This is a genomic window from Paenibacillus sp. FSL H8-0168 (assembly GCF_038592955.1).
Taxonomy (GTDB): domain Bacteria; phylum Bacillota; class Bacilli; order Paenibacillales; family Paenibacillaceae; genus Paenibacillus; species Paenibacillus polymyxa_B.
In genome coordinates this window covers 2,099,691-2,118,226 of sequence record NZ_CP151948.1, presented here as the reverse complement: position 1 = coordinate 2,118,226, position 18,536 = coordinate 2,099,691, and the positions used below count along the sequence as shown (strand labels likewise).

The window sequence follows — 18,536 nt, the reverse complement described above, 5'->3', positions numbered from 1 at the left end:
ATTCATTACATAAAAAAGCGACCGTCCATCTGATTGATGAATGCGGTCGCTTTTCTTTAGGAAATTCGCCTATCTGCTCTCTTCTACAGGATGAATATGATCGGCCAGTCTGCTCAACCTCTCCAGCTGATGACCATAGTCGTACATCGCCGCAGCCACAATGGACAGCCGCAGCATTCCTTCCTGACAATGGTCAAAACGTGTGATCGCATGCTTCATAAATTCGCCGTTGGCTTGCTGAAACAATTCACTTTCGTCCTCATTCGGTTTTAGCTTATTTTCGAATTTCAGTAGAGCATGCTCGTGAAAACGAATCAGCAGCTCCAGATGACTGTCAAAAAAAGCATCCGTTCCTTTTGGCCGTAAAGACTGGAAGTAGTGTCTTTCCACCGCATCCAGTACCTCATATCCTTTGTGTAAACTTCCGAGCATTTGTTTGTATACTACCATTTGTCTCGTTTGACTAAACTTGGAGCGCTTGAGCTTCTTCTGCTCTTCCTCGAACAAATGATATTTGTCCGACAGCGATTTAATGGCTCCCTCCAGATTTCCTTTTTCCTCTTTAAAGACAGACTCCTTAATCTCATCGGAAATGGCAGTACGCAGCAGCAAGGACATGCTGTTAAATACATTTTGAATCTGATTAATAAACTGCCTTTTCGGTTTCGGGGGAAAAACACTAACATTGATGACAAAAGCAGACACAATCCCAATCAAAGTGAGCGCAAAGCGGGTCACCGCAAATTTCCAGTCCCCTGAGGCTTCCATTACAGAAACAACGGTCACGAGTGTCAATCCAACCGTATCAGCCATATTTATTTTCAGACATATCATAAGTACCAATACACATACCAGTCCAACTGCAATCGGCTCATTCGAAAATACCATTCCGCCCAGCAACGCCATGATTGCACCGAGTGTGCTTGTTTGGAGTTGATCCAGAAAATAACGCCACGACCTATATATCGACGGTTGCATGGCAAAAATAGCGGCTATCGCTGCCCCCACAGGCGAATGGGTGTTCAAAAGCGTGCTCAGAAAAAGGGCGAGCGTCACTGCGATTCCCGTTTTTAACACCCGTGCTCCAAAAGCCAAAGCCATCCCTCCTGCTTACCTTTCAAATTTATTCATACCGAATTACTATAATGAAAATTCAATGTAAAGTCCATGCTTTATTATTACCCAAAACAATCGGAGATCAGGAATATTTATGAAATGTACAGTTCCTGATAGAATACATATCAACAGAATTAACTTATTTGCAACAACGTCACAGGAGGAACTCATCGTGTCATGGATTAGCAAAATGTTAGAAGAGCCCCGAAAGTGGCCGCGTAATATCCGATTGTTTTTTATGGCCAATCTGCTGTACCAGATGGGCACGGGAATGTTTTCTGTACTGTATAACCTGTATATCCAAGGGCTTGGCTTTGATGATGATATGAACGGCCGGGTGGTCAGCATGCAGGCGCTGGCGACGGCGTTGCTGTTCATTCCGGTCGGATTTTTGGGGGATCGGACGAGCCGCGAAAATATGCTGGTCATCGGCGCATTATTCAGCGGCCTGGCCTTTCTCGCCCGTACCTTTACAGATACCAGCGGAAGCATGTTGGTATTTGCCGTAATCTCAGGTGTATTCGCCGCCTTTATTCAGGTGCTGGCTGTGCCTTTTTTAGCGGAAAGCATAAGTAAAGCTCAACGCTTAAAAATATTCAGCTATTACTCAGCTCTTGTACTGGCAGCCCAGGTTCTGGGTAGCTTCGGGGGTGGCGTACTCGCAGATGGGCTGCAGACGTGGGGAATCACACCGCTATCCAGTCTGCGGGTCGCTCTGTTCCTTGGAGGAATGGCAACATTGACCGCCTTTATTCCTCTATTGTTCATCACAAAAACTACAGCAACCGTAGAAGCACCAGCTCCTGCTGAATCTTCACCTCAAACAGAACAAGTACATACACCGCACAGTGCACCCGATATCCCTGCCTCAGAGACGCCTACTGCTGCTTCTGATCGCCGGGTTATTGGACAATTTGTTCTGGCCCAGTTTTTTCTTGGGTTAGGTTCAGGTCTGGTCATCCCGTATCTTAATTTGTATTTTACGAACCGCTTCTCCGTATCGCTCAGCGCAATGAGTTTACTGATTGCACTCGGCCAGCTCATGACCATCCTCTCCATGTTGATCGGGCCTACCCTCGGCAGCCGGATTGGACTGGTCAGAGCTGTAGTTGGCTTCCAACTGCTTTCGCTACCCTTCCTTCTCATTACCGGCTTTACGAACGTGCTATGGATCGCTTCCATCAGCTTTCTATTCAGGCAAGCGCTAATGAATGCAGCCAATCCGCTGCAAACCGCCATTCTCGTCGAACGTGTGTCAGATAAAAATCGCGGCATTGCCAACTCCATTCTCCAGACGACCTGGATGCTAGGCACCGCAGGTATGGGACCTGTACAAGCCTATTTGGTTACAACATATGGCAACTACTGGGGCTATGCCATCACATTTAGCATGACAGGTGTTTTCTATATTTTGTCCTCCCTCGTCTATTACAGAATGTTCCGAGAAAAGCGCCCGTCCGCGGGCCAGCTTTTACAAAACCCAGCAAGCCCGTAAACAAAATCATGACACAATAAAAGCCGGAGCCTCCAAGCGGACTCCCCTGGAACGTCATAGGATAAATGAGAATGGCGAGGAGGAATGAAGGCATGCTTCGAGTTGCATTATTTACGGACACGTATACGCCTGACGTGAATGGCGCTGCTCTGACCCTGGAACGATGGATTGGCTATCTGGAGACACATGGAGTATCTACGCTCGTCTTCGCACCGGAGGCAGACCATCATCTGCCCTCTGGGCCGGGTGTAGAGCGATTTCGGAGTATTCCCTTTTTATTGTACCGGGAATGCAGACTTGCGATCCCCAACGCCAAACAGATCAACGAGCGTCTGTCAGCCTTTTCCCCGCATCTGATTCATGTCGCTACTCCATTTAACCTTGGCCTGTATGGAACAAGCTACGCAGCCAAACACCATATTCCACTCGTCGCCTCATATCACACCCACTTTGATAAATACCTCGAATATTACAAGCTTCGCTGGCTTGAACCTGCGTTATGGAAATACATGCTCTGGTTTCACAGACATTGCGAAAGGGTATATGTCCCTTCTCAATCAACCATGGAATTGTTGCACAATAAAGGAATGGGGCAGCTCGAAATCTGGAGTAGAGGCATTGATACTGACCGATTCCAACCAAAGGTGGACCGTAATGCAGTATGGAAGAAATGGGGCGTTCATGCAGATGCATTTGTTATTTTGTATGTAGGCAGGCTTGCACCGGAAAAGGGGATAGACACGTTACTGGATTCCTATCTCCAGTTACCCGATGACGTCCGCGCAGCCTCTGTGCTGGTCATTGCAGGAGATGGTCCATTGTATAAGGTCAAAACTGCAGCGGATCTAGGGGTGCCGGAGCATGCAGTCCACTGGCTTGGTTTTGTGAAAGGGCCGGAATTAGCTGAACTCTACGCCGCAGCCGACGTATTTCTCTTCCCTTCCACCACGGAAACCTTCGGCAATGTTGTACTGGAGGCTATGGCGAGCGGTACACCTGTGGTCGGTGCCAATGAAGGCGGGGTAAAAGATAATCTAATCCATGGAAATACAGGGCTATTGTGTCCTGCTGGGGACTCCGCTGCCTTTGCCAAAGCTGTACAGCTGTTGTACGAGGATGCCTCACTTCGTGATGCTATGTCCAGAGCTGGTAGAGCCTACAGCCTGGAGCAGACATGGGACCGTATTTTTGAACGGCTACTGGACAGCTACATGGACGCAGCAACCCTACACCTCGACAGCCGTCCCATGACGCGAATGTAGCCTTCAAAAACAGCGAAATTTCAAATAGCATGATAATGGCGGGTTAAATAAATTCTGCTAATACCTTAATTGCTTCAGCAGCTTGTTATGTACCCCACTCAACAAAATCACTGCGGTCAAGGCGCCGATGAACGCAAGAAGCATATCCCACTGGGTATCCCATACATCTCCCTGTGTGCCCAAAAAGGCTTCTGCTGCCGTTCCGGTTGCCTTGGCTACAGCAAACTCAATCAGCTCGTACACAGCGCTGATCGCAAGACACACACTAACCGTGAGGAAAGTAAGCCAGCTCCCGCTTCCCAAGGCCGTTTTACGCAACAGCACTTCCCTGACAATGAGTGCAGGTACAAAACCTTGTACAAAATGCCCAAGTCGATCATAATAATTGCGCTCCAGTCCGAACGTATCCCGAATCCAGTTGAACAGTGGCATTTCGGCATAGGTATAATGTCCACCGACAATCAGGATCAATGCGTGCAGCCAGATTAGGGTGTATACCAGATTGGTAAACCGAAATCTACGGTACAAAGCCGCCAGCAGCACAGCTCCCAAAACTGCCGGGAGAACTTCCAGTACCCATGTAAAATGATCCGCCGGGCGAATTAAAGACCAAATGAGGGCAAGCGCCAGCAATACAAGTAAAACAAGCGGGTAGCGATCATTTTTAGACCATGCCGTTGCCTGATTCATCTTCATTCCTCCTCACCCAAAGCTCTAGCCTTCGTTCGTTACGATATGTTTGACACGCCCAACCTGTCCGTCTGCCAAACGCACTTTGATTCCATGCGGATGACGCGGGGAATTGGTCAAAATATCTTTCACCGTTCCTCGCGTCAACTTACCGGTAGACTGATCCTTTTTAAGCACAATATCCACCTGAAGACCAGCGCGGATATCGGATCGATTCTGTCCGTTCATTGTAGCTATTCCTCCTTTGATTTACATTTTTTGATAATATTCAGCCACTCAGCTGCAATCAAATCACCAGCGACGCCATTCGTCCTGGCGGTTGTTCCCTATCCAGACTACGCACATCGTGGATACATAGCTGACGAGCAAAATGACGAATAGCATCCCACTAAACTCCACAAAATGAGTACGTTGCAAGGAGTCTGCCCATATGGAAGATACCTGTGCATACAGTTGAGAGGGCGCAGAAACAATATCCCATGTGTTCCCTCGAAAGAAACGGCCAATGTAAATACCCAGGCTGCTCAACAAGAGTACCGCCAGCATAAACAGCCAACTAACAAGCCCACCACGTGCACGTTGTACCAACTGTCGTACGGATTCGAGCGATACAAAACCCATTGTCAGGCCAAGTACGGCTACCAGCAGCATCCCCAGTACATGATTCCAAAAGTACGGATTGCCCCAGAAACGTTGCTCCCCGAGAAATGGATATCTGGCGAATACATGCAGCAAATCTGTGATCAAATAGGGTGTATTGGGATAAAAGAAAAGCCATGCCGCCCCCATAGCCCAGAGTAAAAATGTCCTCGTTCCCCGCCTCCACGAGCTGTACATTACATCAAGCAGTAGCGTCAACAGCATAGGAATCCAGGCCAACATCATATTCCACCAAATAAAAAGATAAGGGCGGCCCCCTGAGGGCAGTCGCACGTTAATGATCCACAATGTACTGATTACGGAGCATAAGGCCAGTGCTAAAAAAACATAGAGTTTTAGTGGATAATTTAACGATCTTAAACGGGCATACATATGTGTCTTTCCCTCCTTGTAACCGTCCTGCCTTCCTGACGTTCCAATTTACACCTGTTCTGGACAGTGTACACCACAATGGCTTCAAGCTCAATGGAAGCGCTCTACCTCTACATCAATGAACACAAAAAAACATCCGTTCTCCGGGAATGGACTTCATCCCCGAAAAATAGATGCTTACTGTGTTTTAGACTTCACTCACAGGTAAAGGCGTAGCTCCGGTAGTTTTAATATTCGGGCAGCATGAATTAGCGTAATATCGCTAACGGCATTATAAATTTTCGTCACTAATCCCGTCCATTCGCCATCCGGCGTCCGGGATGCACAATTACCGCTTTTGCTCCATAATGATGCGCATATTCCACAGATTGCACCAGCAGCTCTATCGCACGTTGTCGCTTGGTTTCAACGTCAAACCCGAGCAGAACGGAATTCGTGCCGTAATCCGGATCTGGTGTATGAGGAAATGTATTATGCACACTCGATATGCCGATTTCTCCCCGCTCAATCATAGGCTCAATCGTCGTTAGCATTTCCCGGGTAATGTTATAGTTCAGCTCCACCCTGCTAAAGCCCAACTGACGGATTTCCTTTACAAGTTCTCGACCAACCGTATGCTTTTTTATATTCCAATAGTTAGTTGCTAAATAGACAGATTTCTTACAAATGATCTGTTACCACTTAACTCCCAAGCCTTCTTTTGTTATGTATATTAACATTATGAAAGCGCTCCACATATCACAAAAAATAAATTTATATTACAAAAAAAGCCTATCCATCATCTACTTAAAGACGGATAAGCTTTTACTGTTGTCTAACCTTGTATCCAATTGACTAATGAATGTACTGCCAATGTACCCGGCGCAGCTGCCACAAATGCTGATGAACCGTTGTGCAAAGCCAAAAATTCCACTGTTTTTGGAATACCGGGAGCCAGATCCAGATGGTTGTCGCTGAAAATGCCTTCCAGCTCTGCCGATAGCCACACGTGTCTAGCAAGTACATCCGAACACAGCATGAATCTGCTGCCCCCACTTCCCTGAATCTCTGTCACTTCAATTTTTGCCTGCGGTAAATCCATCTCTTTCGTGTCTGCAAAATAAATTTCACCAGAGGCGACCTGTTCACCATTCTGCGTCAGACACGCGACCAGCATATGCTCCGCACGGTTCAGGCCACTCAGCCATTTGTCGATAGGCAGTATATGTACAATTCCTGCACCGCCTGCTGGTTGCTTTACCTTAACGTTCTCTTCATGAACTGCCTGGCTGCTACGGATATGCAAAAGAGTCAGCCGCAGCGTACCTGATATCGGCTCTAGTGTATCGTTGACTAGATGCAGGGCCTTATTCCCCTGTTCTGTATCGGTTGCACTCAACAGCACATCAGCAAAGCTGCGCTTAGCCGTATATTGGAGCGCCTTCCAACGACCAAAATAGTCCATACTCGACCAGGAGGCAACGGGCCAGCAGTCATTCATTTGCCAGTATAATGTTCCCATGCAATAGGGCTTGTGACGACGATGCGCCTCTATAGCTGCTTTCATTGCTTCTGCCTGTAAAATTTGGCTCATGGGAAGAAAACATGTAAAATCCTTTGGCTCTCGCATGTATCGCTCCATATATTCTTTAATCAGACGATTGCCCGCATCGTTCTTCTGATGTGCCAGCATCACCTCAGATTCCAGCTCCAAATCCTTCTCTTCCGCATAAGTACGAACAGACTTGTATTCAGGAAAGGACTGAAAACCATATTCACTCATAAAACGACCCACATGTACATGATAATTCTCAAACGGCTCAGACGCGTGCCATACACCCCAATAATGAATATCACCTGCAGTTGAAGACCGATGGGCATGCTGGTTCCGATCTCTGGTCAGGTCAATCAGCGGGGAGGAGGGCCAATAGGCTGTCTGGGCAGACCAGGTGTGTACCGCCTCCGGTAGAATCCGATGAAAGAGTATTTCATAATCATTCCATAGGCGTTCCCGTTGCTCAGGTGTGTAGTCCTTTTTCCAGCCCCAGCCTCCATTCTCTTCATAATGCGCCCATGCAGAATCGATCTCATTATTGCCGCACCATAAGGCAATGCAGGGATGATGACGCAGCCGCTTAATATTGTCCTCGGCTTCCTGTGCCACATTGTCCATAAAATCCTCATCCCCCGGGTACATACTGCAGGCGAACATAAAATCTTGCCACACGAGCAAACCGTATTCATCACAAAGCTCATAAAATATGTCTTGTTCATAAATACCGCCACCCCACACCCGCAGCATATTCATATTCGAGGCGGCTGCACTGGCAATTTCATACCGATATCGTTCCATCGTAACTTCAGTGACAAAGCTGTCATTCGGAATATGGTTAGCCCCTTTTGCAAACACAGGAATTCCGTTCAGCTCAAAATAAAAGCTCTCTCCTGCTGCATCCCGTTCACGTACAAGACGGATGGAACGCAGTCCCGTTTTTACTGATTTTTCCGCGGTTACAGCTCCTTGTCCTTGCTCCACCAATTCGGCCACAAACGTATATAAATGCGGCTCCCCCAGTCCACGGCACCACCACAGCTTCGGCTTCTTCATCTCCAGCTCCAGCTCGACCGTCTGCTTCCCCTTCAGCAGCCGTACCGGCTTGGACCACACCTTCCCGTCAGCGGAAATACGCAACTCGGCATCTCTAATCTCATCTGCATTTTCGATCTCTACCACTGCCATGAGTTTAGCCCCTACCGAATTCACCTCGTCCTGTCGAATAAACAAGTTTCTCACGATCAGACCGGACCACGCCTCGATCCGGACCTCCCTCCAGATACCGCTCGTCACCAGCCTCGGTCCCCAGTCCCAACCGTAGTGGTAGGGAGCCTTACGTGCGAAAACGCTTACCTTTTTGTCGGACAAACCACCGATCTCAGACTGATCATTGGGTGCAGGGAGTCCATAACCCAAGCTTTCAAGCTTGGGTACATCTTCAGCGATCGGAGAACGAAAACTGATTTCTAGCCGATTTTCCCCTTGCTGAACAAATGCCTTCACATCCTGTCTCCATACCCGAAACATATTATTGGCTGACAAGACAGATTGACCATTCACTTTTACATCCGCGTATGTGTCCAAACCTTCCAACACCAACTCTACACATTGACATTGAAGCTGATCTGCATTTATCTCAAAATGGGCTTCATATATCCAATCCTGCTTATCAATCCACTGTACCTCCATCTCGTTCATACCGATAAACGGATCAGGAATTTTGCCATGTCGTAAAAGATCAGTATGCACACAACCCGGCACTTTCGCGCTGAGCCACTCATCACTTTGCGCTTCCCTAAACCTCCAGCCATCCAACCCTATCACATTAACCATCGTCACAAGCCTCCTATAAGCATGATTGGGAACATCTGGATTCGTCAGTAACATAACAAAAATAACATTAAGCTAACAAAATAGTCAATTGTTTTTTAGAACAAATGGCAAAATACAAAATAAAAGTCGCCCTCTGCCCCTAAACAGGCTAAAAGCGACCTCCTTCGTCTTCACGGTGTATGGTGTCATAACACGTATCTGGACATTAACTATATGTGATTGTGCTGATGGGACGCTCACGGTCATCATTTTCCCGACTGATCCGGGGTGCATGAACTTCCCGTACGAATAGCTCAGCATGTAGCAACTTTTTCTCGACAGGCGAGTTCGGGTTCGTTATGCGCCATAACAACTGGTCCACTGCACGCATTCCCAGCAATTCCTTATCCACTCTCACCGTGGCATAAATCGGCATTTGTTCATTCGTATCGTCAAACCCGGTCACTCCGCAACGCCTCGGAACGTCAATCCCCTTTTCTTTCAGCACATCCACGACTTGCGCAGCAGTCACATCATTAGCACATACAAAAACCTCAGGCAGTTCGTCCTCGGACAACTTTTCCATTTCCTCAGCAAGCGCTTGCGCTCCCCTGTGAAGAAGAACTTTAATCTGCCGCAATTCTACTCCGCTCATTTCCAGTGTGGAACGACATGCTTCCCAGCGTTCGTAGAAACTGTGAGCGTCATCAATATGACCTACAAACTGAAAGCGGGTATAGCCCCTGCACAGCAAGTCCTTCATTAATTCACTCATGCATGTGCGATTATCTGTAAACACCGTATCACTTAAAAATGCAGAATCCCAATGATCTACCATGACGACCGGAATACCCATCCGATAAATGTTCAGCAACAACGAAGTTGAAATCGTCCCTACTGTGATAATCCCTTTAATCGACTCTGGATTCAGTAAAGAAAACATGTCTTCAGTCGAGGGTTCCGTTAACGTGATCATATCCATACCCTTACGGTTCAGACGCTCGGAAATCCCTTCAAATACAGGCCCCCAGTATCTGGATTCCCTGTTCTGGTACCTAATATTCGGAAATAACACTAGCACGGTACCTGACCATTCTCTGGTATCTGTGTCCCGAGGCTCTACCCCTGTCATTTTGGGGTGACTGCGAAAATAGCCCATCTGGGCGGCAAGCTTGACCAGAACCGCCCTTGTCTCTTCACTTACACCGGGTTTGCCTGATAGTGCACGCGAAACAGCGAACTTTGAAACGCCCGCCGCATCCGCAATTTCTTGCAACGTTACTTTTCCACGCATCTTCTCACCCAACCCTATTCGGAGTCTTTTTCTATCTTAACCTTTCTAATACACGGGTGTACCTATAAACTGGTACCATCGTAGCATACTTTGTTTTAGATCATCAAATGATAGATCTGTACAAATCCACACCCTCCACCAAAATATGTTTGCTTAATAAAAAAACAAACCGCATAACAAGCAATTATAAATTACTTGACGTGAGGTTCTTTATTTCCTACAATTTACTATTGAAAGCACTTACATTGTGTAAATCATACTTATTAAGGGGGATTTGCAAATGTTCAAGAACAGGTTGGTACGACAGAGCTCCATTCTACTCCTGTCTTTGCTGCTGCTCGTTACAACGGGCTGCGCGAATGGAACAGACGGTAAGGCAGAAAAGGAAGATCCTAATGACACCAGTCCCATTACACTTACTTTCTTTGGCGGTGATTCCAGCTCTAACTGGAACAACATGAAGGATGCTGTCGGGCAGGAAATTATCAAGAAAACGGGCGTTACGCTAAATGCCGAACATGCTGTCAATGGTCGAGGCGAGGAAAAGTTTGCTTTAATGGCAGCGAGCGGAGAGTATCCAGATCTCGTGTACCCCAAATCAGACATTGGCAAGTTGGTCGATGCCGGAGCACTCATTGACTTAACAGATCTCATTGATAAATACGGCCCTAACATTAAGAAAGTGTATGGAGACTATTTTAATCGTATTAAATATAGTAGTGAAGATCCAGCCATTTACACGATCCCGACCAATTTGGGTGTGGATCACATCGCGTTTGATGCACAAGCTGGCTTCGAAATCCAGCATCAGGCACTTAAGAAGCTTGGATACCCTAAAATCCGCACCGTTCAAGATTTTGAAAAAGCACTTAAAGATTATGTCGCCAAATACCCTACCACCAATGGCCAGCCTACCATCCCCCTATCACTTGATGCCGAAGACTGGAAAATTCAAATTACAGTGACAAACCCGGCTGTTACTGCTACAGGTGGACCCGACGATGGCGAATATTATATTGATCCTAAAACACACAAAGCCATTCTTCACTACAAGCGCCCAGAAGAACGCGAATATTTCCGTTGGTTGAACCATATGTACAATGAAGGACTGTTGGATAAGGATACTTTTGTACAAAAAAGTGATCAGTACAAGTCCAAAATCGCCGCAGGCCGTGTCATCGGACTCATTGATCAGGAATGGAACTATCAAGATGCCGAAAATGCGCTCAAGGCAGCCGGTAAGGATGAATTCACTTACGCCCATTTTCCAGTCACTTTAAATGAGAAATACGAGGACCATTCCCTTCAGCCTATCGGCTTCGATACTGCATCCGGGATCGGAATTACAACCTCATGCGAAAATCCGGTGCGAGCTATCAAGTTTCTGGATTTTCTGGCCTCCGACGAAGGACAAATTTTACGCAATTGGGGAATTGAAGGCCAGCATTACAACGTAGAGAACGGCAAACGAGTCATTCCGGCGGATGTGCAACAACGTAAAAACACTGATAACGCTTCTTTTAGCAGAGAGTCAGGAATCGGTTTGTACTGGATATGGGGGCCACATTATGGCGATAGCGTGAAGGACCCTTCTGGCAACTATTACACAACCAATTATCCGGAGATGATTACCGAAAATTATAGTCAAGCCGAAAAAGAGTCCCTTCAGGCATACAAAGCCCAGACGTGGAAAGACCTGTTTCCGAACGAAAAGGATTTTCCGGTAAAAGAGTGGGGTGCTGCCTACAACATGCCTGTTCCGACCGATACGAATTACAATGTTATTTATCAAAAGTCGCAGGACATTGTACGCAAACGGATTCCTGAGGCTGTACTCGCCAAGCCAGATCAGTTCGACGCTGTGTATGACCGCATGCTCCAAGAGCTGGACCAGGCAGGTGTTCCAAAGGCTGAAGAAATCTATACTGGCCTAATCCAAAATCGGCTGAAACTGTGGTACGGTGAAAAATAAGGTTTGCTTGCTTTTTAATGAAATATTATAGGGCTGACAGACCATGCTGTTCAGCCCTTCTACATTAACTTTTACATTAAATATTTTGTTTGGTTTCTTTTTCTTTCCAATAATTACTTTTTCCTGAAACACGATGGACGTAAAACAATAAAATGATTGGAATCAACGCAATCCCGCCACACATCACCCAAGATATTTGAATAGGTGTTTGATCGGAAGACAAATCCGTAAAATTACGACTGATGATCCCTGTCACGATTAAACCTACGCACATGCCTAATTGTGAAATCGCAGAATCCAGAGATAGTAATGTGGAACGATACTCATTCGTGATTCTTTTGTTGAGAAAAATTTGTTTGGCAACCGGGTACATCCCGCGCCCAATCTCATAGATTAAAAAGGTAAGCAATACAGGATAAAATGTGTTGAACACACCGGCTAAAATGAGCCATATCCCAATCATCCCGCAAGCATACATGAGTATATGTACATCACTGTATCTGGCGCCTAGCTTTCGAACTAGATAACTTCCCAAAGTCATACATAGTGAATAGCCTGCCTTGATAAACCCCATAATCCAAATTCCTTGTTCGGAAAGGCCAACCAGACGTGGCTGTTGAAATGTATTCCCCGCTGAGTTCGAAAAGCTGATAAATAAACCAATCATAAACACAATCCAGATAGACTTATTTTCAAAACCAATACGCACACTTTCTCCGATAATCGTTTTAATGCGAGTAGTAGACGTCTTTCGATGAGCAACATTCTCCTCATCCATATAAAAGGAGCATAGAAAAATGCATACAATAATAGATAAAATACTGACCGCCCATGGAAGTGAATAGTTATAGGTTGCGAGAAAGGCCCCCAACAGACCACAAATAAATCCCGAAATGTACTGTATACTGTTAGAGGTTGTAAAAAGAACTTCCATGGGCTTATCACTATTTTCCACAACCCATGATTCCAACGAACCTGACTGTAAACATATAGCCAGACCCCCAAAAACTTGCGCAAACACAAGCACCCCGATATGATCTGTCCAAACGAACAACACACTATAGACTAGAAAACAACAAAGTCCCAAAATAACAGAAATTTTTCTTCCATACTTATCTGCAATCGCCCCTGTGGGTATCTCAAACAAAAAAATACTTACAAAGAATACAACTAGTAAGAAGTTTGCACTCTGCAAAGAAAGTCCTTTAGCTAATAGAAAAAGGATGAGCGTAGTCCCAGTGATTTCACTCATAAAAAATTGAAGAAAGCTGACGGAGTAAAATAGCTTATGAGGTTGCACTCTCAGGATTCCGTCGCTTGCTCTGCAGCCTCATATTCACTTCGCAAAATCCCCATCTGAATAATGTCATAGTATTGCCCTTCCCTGAATAGCTTTTCCCGTAGCCGCCCTTCTTCCTTGAAGCCGCAGGCCAGATAGCAACGGTGTGCACGTTCATTGAACGCATAGACCTCCAGCTCCAGCCGATGCAGGTTCAGTGAATGAAATGCAAATTTTTGTAACAGTCGGATCGCTTCCCGTCCATAACCTTTGCCCAGGTCACCGTCACGCCCGATCACAATACCAAGGGTAGCGTGCCGATTCACCCAGTTGATTTTAAATAAATCCAGTTGTCCGATATAGTCCAGTGTGTCTTTATGCGCAATGACAAAACCTTTGATCTCGGAGTTGCCGTCAATCATCATTTGTACAAAAGACTCACTATTAGTCTGTGAATGCGGATAGACAAACACGTCGCTTAACCCGTGTGTGATTTCCGGGTCATTGACCCATTTTCGGATATTCGGTATATCTTCTTGACGGTATTCTCTCAATACAATTTGTTTTCCAATGATATGTGGCATCGTCATTTTCCTCTCAGTATGTATTTTGTTCGGGTAGTACTCTAGTTTTCCGGTCAACCTTTATGCTTCCATTACTCTTACAAACTCCAGAAAACGTGTACCTTTATAATGAAGCTCCCCACGATCTCCGATCACAATCATACCAAAATCCGTATCCTTCACCTCCAGCTCCATACGCTCACCCCCGTCAAACTCAAAGGTGATATAATAATATGTCGAAGCTGAAAAATCGCCTGATCCCCCGCGCACTCTCGTCCGTTTATCCACAACCTTACATGAACGTTTTACCCGTTCGGCTGCTTGATTGGACAGGCCCGCTCCTATCGTTTTGACAATTCCCATAATGATTACAAAAACAATAAGTCCAAATACGATAAAAAAGATTGTATCAAACGATTGAAATTCCATAAAATCACTTCCCATTTGCTTCATCCTTTCTACAGTAAAATGTAAATTTTCCATTCTATTGCCCATTGACAAATCGTACATCTTCACCCTCAAAAACTCCAATACTTTTTTAACATACTTACGAAAAAAAAGTTCTTTCGCTCTTTTCCGCACCCCGCTTGGACTTATACCCGATCTGGGTCCTCTGATCCCTTCTAGACCGATTGACAAAACTATATATAGATATAAAATAGAGAATGTACTCTAAATATAGTGTAAAAAACGTATTTATGCCCGATATCTTGAAGATACAGGTATGAAAATACATGTAAATATAGAGTCAAAATCTTAAATGGCGCAGCCAGCAAGGGATTCCATCTATAATAGATCCTAGGCAATGCGTTTTCTTTTTTCGTTAATTGTTTAAGGAGGTTGCATACCATGCTGATTGCATATGATTCGAAGACCGGCAATGTAAAAAGATTTATAAACAAGCTCAAGCTTCCAGCGGTTCAGATCGAGGAGCAAATGACTATAGAAGAACCTTACGTACTTATTACATATACAACTGGGTTTGGGCAGATACCTGAGAGGGTGTCTTCCTTTTTAAAAAAGAATGCTCAAAACCTTGTTGGTGTAGCTGCAAGCGGCAACCGTAACTGGGGTGAGAAATTTGCCAAAAGTGCGGATTTGATTGCCGATCATTATAATGTCCCCGTGATTAGTAAATTTGAATTATCTGGAACGTTCGGAGATGTAGAGCGTTTTAAACAGGAGGTGAGCCGAGTTGCGGCATATTGAATTGAACAACATGTTGATGAAACGCGATACAGACGGCTTTTTCCAATTGGAAAAAGACCAAGAGGCTGTAGCAGAGTTTATGAAGGAAGTTCAGGAACGGAGTTTGAAGTTTGCTGACACAGCCGCTCAAGTGCTGTATATGATTGAGAATGATTATTACGAAAATTTCTATAACAGCTACACGGCTGACGAAATTAATGATATTTTCCATATCACTCATAGCTATAATTTTAAATTTCCTTCCTATATGGCAGCATCCAAGTTTTACACCGACTATGCAATGAAGAGTAACGACCGGAAAGTCTATCTGGAACATTACCCTGACCGGGTTGCTGCTGTCGCGCTGCATTTAGGACGCGGTAACGCCGATAAGGCACGCCTGTTGTCCCGCTCGATGATGGAGCAACGCCTCCAGCCAGCAACACCAACCTTCCTGAATGCAGGCAAAAGCCGCCGTGGGGAATTGGTATCCTGCTTCCTGCTCGAAATGGACGACTCCCTGAACTCAATTAACTATGTGCTGAACACCTGCATGCAGTTGTCCAAAATCGGGGGCGGTGTTGCGGTCAACCTGTCGAAACTGCGGGCACGCGGCGAAGCGATTAAAGGCGTAGAAGGCGCAGCAAAAGGCATTATGCCTGTGCTGAAGCTGATGGAAGACGGTTTCTCCTATGCGGATCAAATGGGGCAACGTAAAGGCTCTGGGGCAGCCTATTACAACATTTTCGGATGGGACGTGCTTGAGTTCCTGGATAGCAAAAAGATCAATGCTGACGAAAGAGTACGTCTCAAGACCCTTTCTATTGGATTGCTGGTGCCAAACCGCTTTTACAAGCTGGCTCAAGATAATGAACCGCTGCATGTATTTGCTCCTTACAGTGTGTTCAAAGCCTATGGAACGCATCTGGACGACATGGATTTGGATGAAATGTACGACACGCTGCTCGCTGACGATCGGGTGAAGAAAAAAATAGCGATGAGCGCACGTGACATGCTGACGAAAATTGCCATGATTCAGTTGGAGTCTGGTTATCCATATATCATGAACAAAAGTAACGCGAACCAGGCACATGCTCTTAAAAACGTGGGTCAAGTCAAGATGTCGAACCTATGCACGGAAATCTTCCAGTTGCAGGAAACTTCCGAAATTACAGATTACGGCCAACAGGATACCATCCGCCGGGACGTGAGCTGTAATCTAGCTTCTCTGAACATTGTAAATGTGATGGAACATGGAAAAATCCGCGAATCCGTTCACGAGGGTATGATTGCTCTCACCTCGGTCAGCGATATGACCCAAGTAGCTAATGCACCGGGTGTTGCGAAAGCAAACCGTGAAATGCACTCCGTCGGACTGGGTGTTATGAACCTGCACGGCTATCTTGCCAAGAACAAAATTGCGTATGAAAGCAATGAAGCGAAGGACTTTGTCCGTACCTTCTTCATGACGATGAACTATCATTCCATCGAAAAAAGTATGGAAATCGCGAAAGCAGCTGGACAAAGCTTTTATGGATTTGAGGAATCGGATTATGCGACAGGCGTATATTTTGACCGATACCTGAACACAGATTATCGTCCAACAACTGCACGTGTACAAGAGTTGTTCAAAGACATCTATGTTCCGACTTCAGCGGACTGGGACAAATTAAAAGCAGATGTGATGAAAAATGGTCTGTACCACGCCTATCGGATGGCGATTGCGCCGACTGCTAGCATTTCGTACATTCAAAATGCAACATCCAGCGTCATGCCGATTGTTGAGCAGATTGAAACCCGTACCTATGCCAATTCGACGACCTACTATCCAATGCCTTATTTGCAAAAGGATAACGTGTTCTTCTATAAATCTGCTTATCAAATGGACCAGTTCAAAGTGCTTGATCTGATTGCAGAAATCCAGCCACACGTGGACCAAGGAATTTCGACCGTGCTTCATGTGAACAGTGACGTGACTACGCGTCAGTTAGCACGTTGCTATCTGTACGCTGCACACAAAGGACTTAAATCGTTATACTACACACGCACCAAAAAGCTGTCTGTGGAAGAGTGCCTCACCTGCTCCATCTAAAGTATAAGGTAACAAGCTGTAGTATAAAAATTAGATTTTGAATAGATATAGATGCTTTGCATTAGAAGCTGTATCCAGCGTGTGGTTCAGACCTTTACGGGACTGGACAGACCCTCGCGGATACAGCTTCCGTATGTCAAGCATACGATGATTCGCCTGCACTATTTCAATGTGTGTTTCCAGGGAATCTCGCAAGCTGAAGGGAGAATGCTAACAATGACAGGTATACAAGCTGTAAACTGGAATCGCTCGGACGATGATTTTACACTGATGTTCTGGAACCAGAACATTATGCAATTTTGGACGGATGATGAAATCCCGTTGTCTGACGATAAAATGTCCTGGGTAACCCTCAGTGATATCGAAAAAGAAGCCTACATGAAGGTGCTGGGCGGATTGACGCTACTGGATACCATTCAAGGCGGCGTGGGTATGCCGCAAATTATGGAGCATGTGGACGGACTGCAACGCAAAGCCGTACTAAGCTTTATGGCGATGATGGAACAAATTCATGCCAAGTCGTACAGTAGCATCTTTACAACGCTAGCTTCCACGGAAGAAATTGACGGTGTATTCCGCTGGGTGGAAGAAAATCCACATCTCCAAACCAAGGCAGAAACCATTCGTCAGTATTATATGAATATCCATACACCGAAAGACCTGTATCTCGCGATGGCAGCGTCGGTGCTGTTAGAAAGCTATTTATTTTATAGCGGCTTCTTCTACCCTCTTTATCTGGCGGGCCAGGGTAAGTTGACATGCAGTGGAGAAATTATCGATTTGATCCTACGGGACGAAAGTATTCACGGTGTGTACGTAGGTGTACTGGCACAGGAGATATATGCAGAATTGGATGAGGAAGAACAACGCGATCTCTACCAGACGCTGGTAGGCTTGCTGCGCTACTTGCATAATAATGAAGAACAGTATACCGAGCAAATTTATGCCCCTATTGGACTTGTAGACGATGTGAAAGTCTTTTTGCGCTACAACGCCAACAAGGCCATGATGAACCTGGGCTTTGATCCACTTTTTGAAGAAGAAGAAGTCAATCCCATTGTATTCAACGGCATCAGCACCCACACCAAGCAGCACGATTTCTTTTCTAAAAAAGGAAACGGCTATGTGCGGGCGATGAATGTAGAGCCGCTGACAGATGATGATTTTAATTTTGGCGTCTAAGTACAAATACGTGAAATTAATTTAG

The 18,536-nt window shown here is 45.6% G+C and carries 15 protein-coding genes and 1 pseudogene; 6 read left to right on the top strand and 10 right to left on the bottom strand.

Annotated features, from left to right (window positions below; all coding sequences use genetic code 11):
• Nucleotides 1–69: 69 nt before the first annotated feature.
• The gene (locus MHI21_RS10005; RefSeq protein WP_175405266.1) at nucleotides 70–1,101 is read right to left on the bottom strand and encodes an aromatic acid exporter family protein; all 1,032 of its coding nucleotides are present in this window, start codon (nucleotides 1,099–1,101) and stop codon (nucleotides 70–72) included.
• 205 nt (nucleotides 1,102–1,306) lie between these two features.
• Between MHI21_RS10005 and MHI21_RS10000 the strand changes: the two genes are divergently transcribed.
• A complete protein-coding gene (locus tag MHI21_RS10000) occupies nucleotides 1,307–2,611 on the top strand; it encodes an MFS transporter (RefSeq protein WP_160790375.1) in 1,305 nt (434 codons plus the stop codon).
• Between the two features lie 92 nt (nucleotides 2,612–2,703).
• Entirely contained in the window at nucleotides 2,704–3,873 is a 1,170-nt protein-coding gene (locus tag MHI21_RS09995; RefSeq protein WP_341161758.1) for a glycosyltransferase family 1 protein, read from the top strand.
• Between the two features lie 57 nt (nucleotides 3,874–3,930).
• Here MHI21_RS09995 and MHI21_RS09990 read toward each other — a convergent pair whose 3' ends face one another.
• The 6 genes and pseudogenes from MHI21_RS09990 to MHI21_RS09965 form a co-directional block, all read right to left on the bottom strand.
• Nucleotides 3,931–4,563, bottom strand: coding sequence for a DUF2238 domain-containing protein (locus MHI21_RS09990; protein WP_039270090.1), 633 nt, complete (start codon nucleotides 4,561–4,563; stop codon nucleotides 3,931–3,933).
• A 24-nt stretch (nucleotides 4,564–4,587) separates the two neighbouring features.
• Entirely contained in the window at nucleotides 4,588–4,791 is a 204-nt protein-coding gene (locus MHI21_RS09985) for a YwbE family protein (RefSeq protein ID WP_039270088.1), read from the bottom strand.
• Nucleotides 4,792–4,854: 63 nt separating this feature from the next.
• The gene (locus MHI21_RS09980) at nucleotides 4,855–5,595 is read right to left on the bottom strand and encodes a DUF1361 domain-containing protein (protein WP_342419935.1); all 741 of its coding nucleotides are present in this window, start codon (nucleotides 5,593–5,595) and stop codon (nucleotides 4,855–4,857) included.
• Between the two features lie 314 nt (nucleotides 5,596–5,909).
• A pseudogene (locus tag MHI21_RS09975) lies at nucleotides 5,910–6,266 on the bottom strand (sugar phosphate isomerase/epimerase); the annotation flags it as partial.
• A 143-nt stretch (nucleotides 6,267–6,409) separates the two neighbouring features.
• The gene (locus MHI21_RS09970; RefSeq protein WP_342419934.1) at nucleotides 6,410–8,962 is read right to left on the bottom strand and encodes a glycoside hydrolase family 2 protein; all 2,553 of its coding nucleotides are present in this window, start codon (nucleotides 8,960–8,962) and stop codon (nucleotides 6,410–6,412) included.
• A 205-nt stretch (nucleotides 8,963–9,167) separates the two neighbouring features.
• Nucleotides 9,168–10,235, bottom strand: coding sequence for a LacI family DNA-binding transcriptional regulator (locus tag MHI21_RS09965; protein ID WP_342419933.1), 1,068 nt, complete (start codon nucleotides 10,233–10,235; stop codon nucleotides 9,168–9,170).
• 280 nt (nucleotides 10,236–10,515) lie between these two features.
• Here MHI21_RS09965 and MHI21_RS09960 point away from each other — a divergent pair, with 280 nt between their 5' ends.
• The gene (locus tag MHI21_RS09960; RefSeq protein WP_160789687.1) at nucleotides 10,516–12,207 is read left to right on the top strand and encodes an ABC transporter substrate-binding protein; all 1,692 of its coding nucleotides are present in this window, start codon (nucleotides 10,516–10,518) and stop codon (nucleotides 12,205–12,207) included.
• Nucleotides 12,208–12,283: 76 nt separating this feature from the next.
• Here MHI21_RS09960 and MHI21_RS09955 read toward each other — a convergent pair whose 3' ends face one another.
• From MHI21_RS09955 to MHI21_RS09945, 3 genes are read right to left on the bottom strand one after another with little or no spacing between them, the layout of a single operon-like run.
• Nucleotides 12,284–13,507, bottom strand: coding sequence for an MFS transporter (locus MHI21_RS09955; RefSeq protein ID WP_342419932.1), 1,224 nt, complete (start codon nucleotides 13,505–13,507; stop codon nucleotides 12,284–12,286).
• Between the two features lie 2 nt (nucleotides 13,508–13,509).
• Nucleotides 13,510–14,070, bottom strand: a complete 561-nt coding sequence (locus tag MHI21_RS09950) for a GNAT family protein (protein ID WP_342419931.1) — start codon at nucleotides 14,068–14,070, stop codon at nucleotides 13,510–13,512.
• A gap of 60 nt (nucleotides 14,071–14,130) precedes the next feature.
• Nucleotides 14,131–14,493: a DUF2500 domain-containing protein gene (locus MHI21_RS09945; protein WP_342419930.1), complete on the bottom strand. Its 363-nt coding sequence runs from the start codon at nucleotides 14,491–14,493 to the stop codon at nucleotides 14,131–14,133.
• 405 nt (nucleotides 14,494–14,898) lie between these two features.
• On the opposite strand from MHI21_RS09945, the gene nrdI reads away from it, so the two are divergent.
• From nrdI to nrdF, 3 genes are all read left to right on the top strand, one after another.
• Nucleotides 14,899–15,258: a class Ib ribonucleoside-diphosphate reductase assembly flavoprotein NrdI gene (gene nrdI, locus MHI21_RS09940; protein WP_016819181.1), complete on the top strand. Its 360-nt coding sequence runs from the start codon at nucleotides 14,899–14,901 to the stop codon at nucleotides 15,256–15,258.
• On the top strand, nucleotides 15,245–17,329 hold the full coding sequence (nrdE, locus tag MHI21_RS09935; RefSeq protein WP_341161765.1) for a class 1b ribonucleoside-diphosphate reductase subunit alpha: 2,085 nt from the start codon (nucleotides 15,245–15,247) through the stop codon (nucleotides 17,327–17,329). The genes nrdI and nrdE overlap by 14 nt, the downstream gene beginning before the upstream one ends.
• 216 nt (nucleotides 17,330–17,545) lie before the next feature.
• The gene (nrdF, locus tag MHI21_RS09930; protein WP_013370558.1) at nucleotides 17,546–18,511 is read left to right on the top strand and encodes a class 1b ribonucleoside-diphosphate reductase subunit beta; all 966 of its coding nucleotides are present in this window, start codon (nucleotides 17,546–17,548) and stop codon (nucleotides 18,509–18,511) included.
• Nucleotides 18,512–18,536: the final 25 nt, after the last annotated feature.